Origin of the sequence: Nostoc sp. ChiQUE02 (assembly GCF_034531305.2) — a bacterium.
Lineage (GTDB): Bacteria > Cyanobacteriota > Cyanobacteriia > Cyanobacteriales > Nostocaceae > Nostoc.
In genome coordinates this window covers 1-6,455 of the sequence record NZ_JAVRBN020000107.1, presented here as the reverse complement: position 1 = coordinate 6,455, position 6,455 = coordinate 1, and the positions used below count along the sequence as shown (strand labels likewise).

Sequence of the window (6,455 nt, the reverse complement as noted above, 5' to 3'; positions counted from 1 at the left end):
TGTTACCCGCAGCCACACTTCAAATAGCTTATCAAAAATCTGTCTCACCCTGCAAAGTTGGCTTGCCAGACTACTAGTTAGCGAGCCTTGCGCTTGGATATTATGAGCTAGTCACAGCAAAGCTTTGATAGTTTTTGGAGATGTCTATTAGATATGTCAGGGTTGCTGTCTGAATCTATCTAAAACTTTATTTAAAGACTGTTGCCTTCTTGTACATGAATACTGAAACACCCATCAATTCTCCAGATATTTACTCAATTTTGAGTCAAACTCAACGCTTGCGAGTTAGTGATGGAGAGATTAAACCCGTTTTAGATGGTTGCTCAAATACTTCAAATTTACTCGTACTTATTTGGTCACAGTTGGGAGATTTTGATAATTTAGAATACGCTTGGTGGCTGCGAAGAGAATTTGAAGAGATTGAAGCCAGAGGAATCACAATTAGAGCTATTGGAATTGGAAACCGCAATTCTGGGATCAAATTTTGTGAATATACGGGCTTCCCTCAAGAATGGTTGTTTGTGGATGCAAAAGCTGAAATTCACGAGCTTTTAGATATTTATCAAGGACTGAGTATACAATTTCCTCTGCTATCAATGTCACAAAAAGCTTTACTGAATTTAATGTTAATGTGTGCGGGGATTGGTAGTCCGGGAACTCTAAAGGAAATTTTTCGAGGTTATAAAGGTGATAAAAAAGCACCTCAGTTAATTGCTGATGAGGAAGTTGTCATGGGTACACCAATACCCGCAATCAAAGGTTCGTTTTTCAAAGCGGCTGGAGGAAAAGGTTTTCAGCGCCCATTTGAATTAGCAACACTGCGCCTGCGAAACATGACTGAAGTTTTGAGAAACTGGAATATTTATGTACCAGATTCATCTTATTTGACACAACGGGGAGGCACTTTTCTATTTGATTCCCAAGGTCAGTTAATTTACGAACATCGCGATCGCGGGATTCTTGGTTTTGCTGAAAATATGAGCAATCCCTTATCTTTTTTGTATAAGTAATTAATCGGCAAAGGTGGCTGTTAGAAGAGAATTTTCAGCGCAGTGAATGAGTTCAGTTGTACCGTGAGAATGTGGGATGGCGAGTACACCGTCGGTTTGCAGCACCTCAAATCTTACAATTACCTGGCTGCCGAGTGTGAGCAGATGCAGGTGATTTGCGATGGCGCAAGCGCCCAGCGTAGCTGATCGCATCAATCGGGTGTATTCGAGTGGGCTGGAGGAGTCGGTGCAGAAGTTTTTGGAGATGCTGGGGAAGCTGAATCGTGCTTATTTGACGGATTTGGAAGAGAAAGTGTTGAGTTTGCTGGAAGCTGAAATTGCAAATTAACGTTTGTTAAATAATGTTTGAGTGTCCTCCTCGTTACTTCCGGTTGAAATAGGCTATTTATGTAATGCTAAGGGGATTTACCAAGATGCCAAAAAAGAGCCAGAGCAATTCTTTGAGTAAGATTAAACAAGAAACCTCTGTTGGTTCGCGCATCTTTGAAGCACTTACAGAAGGGGAAATTTCCCAGCTACTGGATGAATTATTTGCGGTTTTATCCAACGAACAGCGAGTAACGGTGTTTGCTCAACTACAAGGGAATACCCAAGAGACTTTAACTCAAATCATCGCTCCACCTCAAACAGTAGAACAGGTAAAAACAAGCAAAGCACAACCAACTTCTTTGGCAAAATTAGCTCAAACTTGGTCTCAATTATGGGGACAATGGAATCAGATTATTTTGTCAGCATCCCAGTCAGAAGGGAAATATATAGTCCAAGAAGCAAGCTGGGAAGAACCTTATTTTGATGACTGTACTTTTGTTGAAGATTTAGAAGCTGTTGCACAAAAGATGAAGCCATTGGTAAAAACGGCTTTTGAGAATGGCTTTAGTAATGACGATGGTTTTGCAGCCAGTTTGTTGTCAGCAGAAAGTGAAATCTTTAATGGTATACCCGACTGGATGGAAATTGCTAATGGTATTCATTTGGAAGGAGCAACAACAAGTAGCTTATTGGAATGGGAATGGTTATTGGTGCAGTCACAAGGACAAGATGGGTTCAAATTAGCTCAAAAAATTAGGGAATTGGATAAGGAATTTTACCACACCAGTTTAGATGATGATGCTGTTACCGATTTCTTTTCCCATTTACCTGATGTTGAAAAAAAGTTAATTTTTGACGGATTGACAGCCAATCGAGAAGTTTCTCTGTGGAAGCATGACCTAGAGAATACTTTTTCTTATTGGCATATAGTTTACATGGAATTGATGCAGCAATTTGCAACCCCAGAGATATATTTGAACAATCTCCGGACGACTATTTCCCAGGAATGGCAAAATGGTTTACCTGTAATTGAGGATTTGTTGGCTAAACAGGAATATAGAGAAAGTCTTACAGTGATTCAAGAGACTTTGGATGCGTTATTAAAAAACAAACCTGACTTGAATCCCTGGACACCAGAAAACTCGCTGCTATTTGTTGCTGTGGGTGGATTTTCTTACGCTCCTGGGAATTGGGAAAAGGAAAAAACTTTACTTCGCTATTATCAGCAAGCTGTTCGAGAATTGGGAGAAATCGAACGGGTGAATGCGTTGTCAATTCAGTATATTACTTTTGAATTTTGTTATGACTGGTCGAGTATGTTCAAAGCTTTTGCTGAGATACCAGTTAATAAAGATACTCACAAAGCCTTGTTTACATCTTGGCGTGAATCAATAATTAAACGTGGTACACCATACAGATATTCATATTTTTATACAAATCAAAAACCCGTAGATACTTGGTGGTTGCATTGGTTGCTCGATAGTATTACAACTGAGGAAAAAGGACATACTTGGTTTAGGCAACAAATTATCGAGTGGTTGGAGAATTTACCTGGAGATGAAGGACAACTGGGTGGGGAATATAGTGTAATACATTTGTTAACAAAAGATTTGACCGAGATAAAGTATCAGGGAAAATCCCCCTATCCTAAGTTTTATGAGATTGTGATTCTACCAAACCAACTATCAACACGGGATGATATTTCTAGGAGAATGTATCTCCAAGAATATGCGCCCCCTGATTTGTGGGAAAGAGTGATGGCTTATTGGCAAGCAAATTTACACAACTTTGTACCTAGACCGGACTCGTCTCAAAGCTCGGATTATACGAAAAATGCACAATGGATGTCTGCTTTGAAGGAGTTAGCACCGCAGAGTTATGATAGTTTGTTGTCCCAATGGAAAGTCCAGCATAAGCGACGACCTAATTTGTGGAAAGCGATGAGAAATTTGGGATTGGATTGATGTAAAGCATTAAGCTCCAAGTCTAAACTAGAAATAAGCGAATTTATGACTGCAACAAATTGAATTTTTTTTAGTCTTTTGAACAGTCGTTTGATTTTTTAAGAAGGTATCTACTATGAATCGAATTCTCAAACGCGCATTTCTACCCAGTTTCATGGCTGCCAGTTTAACTGGAATCTCCTTAGTTCCTCTTCAACCAGCAACAGCTAACGACCGAATTTTAGGAGATGCAGCACTTGGTGCTGGTACTTGTGTAGTAACTGGAGCTGCTAGAAGACGTGGTACTGTTTTACGCAATGCTGCTAAGTGTGCTGCGGCTGGTGCTGCCGTCAATTTGGTTGGACGTAAGAAAAAACGTAACTTAGGTAGAGATGCCGCAGTCGGTGCAGCAAGTAGCGCCGGGGTTCGCGCTATTCTTGGCGGGCGCGAAGATGTGGCTGGCGATTTATTAGATGGCGCAGCAGCAGGTGCAGCTATTAATATTTTGAGGAGATAAACTCTCAATTCGTAATCTCTAATTCCGACTTGAGAGTTTACGAATTTATCTTGCAACTTCTCTGGCAGAATTAGAGAAGTTGCTCCCACTTCACTCCCCAACTGGAAACCGCCGCATCATCAAAGCCATTGTTGTTAGACAGCAGGGATTATCTGATGTTGAATCGCAGATTTGGCACAAGGCGATCGCTCTTGCTGTGTACAAGTCTGATCGCTCCTCCTCAAGTGCAATCTTCCAGTTACCGATGCCGATTTAGCCTTTTCAGAACGGTTTTTCAACGGAACTGTTGGGGTCGCTTGAGGGCTGTGGTGGGCGGTAGTAAGGCGATCGCACTGAGCGCATTTTTAACAAAGTTCCACAACACAAGCCAATATAAAAATAAGTTTTTGAGCCAAGGCTAGTATATTTGGTGGTGTAATCGCAATTTTAATTGTTAGTGCAAGAGCTAAGTAGACTGGTTTGTTGTAAATATAGGAGTATCAACTGATTTACTATCTGAAAATTGTAATTACTTTCAATGGATTCCGACTCAATTAAAGACCTAGAAATAGCCGCTCATGTCTTGACAATTGCGAGAACGCATGGAATTTCTGTTAAAGAAGCTGTTCAGTTATATATCCAAAGGGTGAAATGGGAGAAATGGGAAGCCGAACAGCAAAAACAAAGTGATACAAGTTTATCTGACAGTTTAAAAGAAAGACTCAGCCCCCAAAAGTGGAAAGCATTGATGAGCTACGTGCGTCATCATCCTAGTAATGAACAACTGACCCAAGCCTATTATCAAGCTAAACAAGAAGGTAAATTAAAGTTAGCTAAATTATTAGTACCCAAAATTTTTTACTTAAGAAACTCTGATTTTGTTGGAAAAAAGTATTGTGAAGCAGGAGCGATAGTTGAAGCAGAAGAATATGACAATGTAATTTGTCATATTTGGTTATCACCTGTTGAGTGTGAATTTATTTTTCCAAATGAGGTGGAATTTATTTAATTGTTCAATGCAGAGATTTATTTGGCGGTTCCACAAAAATAAAACTTGTAGCTAGTTACGTATTTAGAGTGTTAGGAGTGAGATTTTGGTACTCATTATCAAGCAAAGAGCAATATTAGAAGAATTTCATCAAATGTTGCAAACTTTAGAACTATATATCAAAATAGCAGTAGACGGTTACTATCACCCGATCCTCTTGGTTTTGAGTGAGTTTAAAATGTCGTCACTACCCAGGGAAATTTCCATTGGTTGAGCCACATCTTCAGCATTTTCTACGAGTTAGGATTCTGCTGCATCTGGAAGTTGCGATACTACAATAGTAGATGTTTCCGCTTTTACCTCGTTTTTCGTTGCCATTAATCCTGACTGAAAAAATCTTTCTGAGTGTATAGTTTGATTGACCTTGTTATTTAGTATGCCTTCTAAAGAATAACATTAGCCACGACGAAACAAAGTTTCGAGATAAACTTGGGAAATACTGCGATCGCCATCAGCATTTTGCAGCAGAAACAGGGAGATGGCTGCGGTAATAAGGCGATGTTCATCCCAATCAGGATGTTTTTCTAAGTAGGTATTGAGAGATTGATGTAGCGTTTCGGGAAGAGTAGTAAAGATGTTTTGGGTTGAGTTCATATAATAAAAGCTTCAGAAAAAGCAAATCAATAGGGACAACAAGCTAGAGGTGATACAGTGCAAGTACAGTTTCACCCATTCAATGCTAGCCGAACCACTGGCACTAACAACTGAATATTTTTATACAGTTGATACTCAAAATGGAACAGGCGGCAAAGGCTAGTGGATTTATTTTGTGCTGATTGGCTCAGTTTGTCAATGTTGCAAAATGTTAAAGAGAAATATAGAAAAAATAAATAATTACGTGAAAGCTAGGGTTAGAAGTAGGTTTTGTTTACGTTGCGTAATAATAACTCAGTAAAGCAGACTGATTGCTACAGACATGACAAAATACCCATTGGGTGAACAGAAGCCAATTATCTTGTAAAACAACTGTGGAAAACAGCAGAAATAGCTGTGGAAAGTCTGTGGAATCTGCCAGGAAAGGTAGAGGTAATGATAAGAATTGCAAAAAGTTCAGATTTGTAATCTCTGGCGTTGCAGTATGACATCAGCCTCAGTATTACCGAAGGAACTAATCATGAGAGGATGGGTAAACGATCCACATTCAGGAGGGGTAAAAATCCCGGAGCAGGTCAAACAGAGAACAAAGCACCGGATATTAGCTTATGCAGAGCAGCATTATGCAGGAAAATACATACGTATTGATGTGCGTTTTAAGGGATATTTCTGTTACATAGATGCTTATAAAGAACCATTTTTACCAGACAATGATGACCTATCAATGTTTAAAATAACACGCTCTGAATATATAGAGAGAGCCAAGAATACACCAATTGATCTGTGTCGATTGCGGTACAAAGGGAATGAAGAGAAATGGACAAAGGCTTTTTATACCTATAGTAATGAAAAATACGAACCTAGCTTATTTAATAATGGTACTTTTTATGGAACACCAGAAGAGGCATTTCAAAGTTCAGCATTGTATTTAGATTAATCAAATTTCGACAGATTTAATGATTTTTGAGATAGAAATATAAGGTTCTTCAGTACCTGTTATGCTAAATTATTAGTTAAACATAAAAATTTGGCTTAAAAAATAAGGTTAAAAGCCA

General features: G+C 39.0%; 9 protein-coding genes. 8 read left to right on the top strand and 1 reads right to left on the bottom strand.

The window, feature by feature from the left end; all coding sequences use genetic code 11:
- The first annotated feature begins 215 nt into the window (after positions 1-215).
- The 7 genes from RM347_RS35470 to RM347_RS35440 all read left to right on the top strand — a co-directional run bounded on the left by RM347_RS35470 (position 216) and on the right by RM347_RS35440 (position 5,020).
- Complete coding sequence (locus tag RM347_RS35470) at positions 216-1,010, top strand: peroxiredoxin-like family protein (RefSeq protein WP_322720462.1); 795 nt, start codon at positions 216-218, stop codon at positions 1,008-1,010.
- Between the two features lie 160 nt (positions 1,011-1,170).
- Complete coding sequence (locus RM347_RS35465) at positions 1,171-1,338, top strand: hypothetical protein (protein WP_322720463.1); 168 nt, start codon at positions 1,171-1,173, stop codon at positions 1,336-1,338.
- A 112-nt stretch (positions 1,339-1,450) separates the two neighbouring features.
- Complete coding sequence (locus tag RM347_RS35460) at positions 1,451-3,283, top strand: hypothetical protein (RefSeq protein WP_322720464.1); 1,833 nt, start codon at positions 1,451-1,453, stop codon at positions 3,281-3,283.
- 115 nt (positions 3,284-3,398) lie between these two features.
- Positions 3,399-3,779: a hypothetical protein gene (locus RM347_RS35455; protein ID WP_322720465.1), complete on the top strand. Its 381-nt coding sequence runs from the start codon at positions 3,399-3,401 to the stop codon at positions 3,777-3,779.
- A gap of 79 nt (positions 3,780-3,858) precedes the next feature.
- A complete protein-coding gene (locus RM347_RS35450; RefSeq protein WP_322720466.1) occupies positions 3,859-4,035 on the top strand; it encodes a hypothetical protein in 177 nt (58 codons plus the stop codon).
- A 261-nt stretch (positions 4,036-4,296) separates the two neighbouring features.
- Positions 4,297-4,767 (top strand): hypothetical protein, encoded by a 471-nt coding sequence (locus RM347_RS35445; protein WP_069073586.1) that lies wholly within the window; start codon positions 4,297-4,299, stop codon positions 4,765-4,767.
- Positions 4,768-4,852: 85 nt separating this feature from the next.
- Positions 4,853-5,020, top strand: a complete 168-nt coding sequence (locus tag RM347_RS35440) for a hypothetical protein (protein WP_322720467.1) — start codon at positions 4,853-4,855, stop codon at positions 5,018-5,020.
- Between the two features lie 182 nt (positions 5,021-5,202).
- Here the strand turns inward: RM347_RS35440 and RM347_RS35435 are convergent, their stop codons facing one another.
- Entirely contained in the window at positions 5,203-5,400 is a 198-nt protein-coding gene (locus RM347_RS35435) for a DUF2811 domain-containing protein (protein WP_322720468.1), read from the bottom strand.
- Positions 5,401-5,920: 520 nt separating this feature from the next.
- On the opposite strand from RM347_RS35435, the gene RM347_RS35430 reads away from it, so the two are divergent.
- Positions 5,921-6,337: a hypothetical protein gene (locus RM347_RS35430; RefSeq protein ID WP_322720469.1), complete on the top strand. Its 417-nt coding sequence runs from the start codon at positions 5,921-5,923 to the stop codon at positions 6,335-6,337.
- The last annotated feature ends 118 nt before the right edge of the window (positions 6,338-6,455 follow it).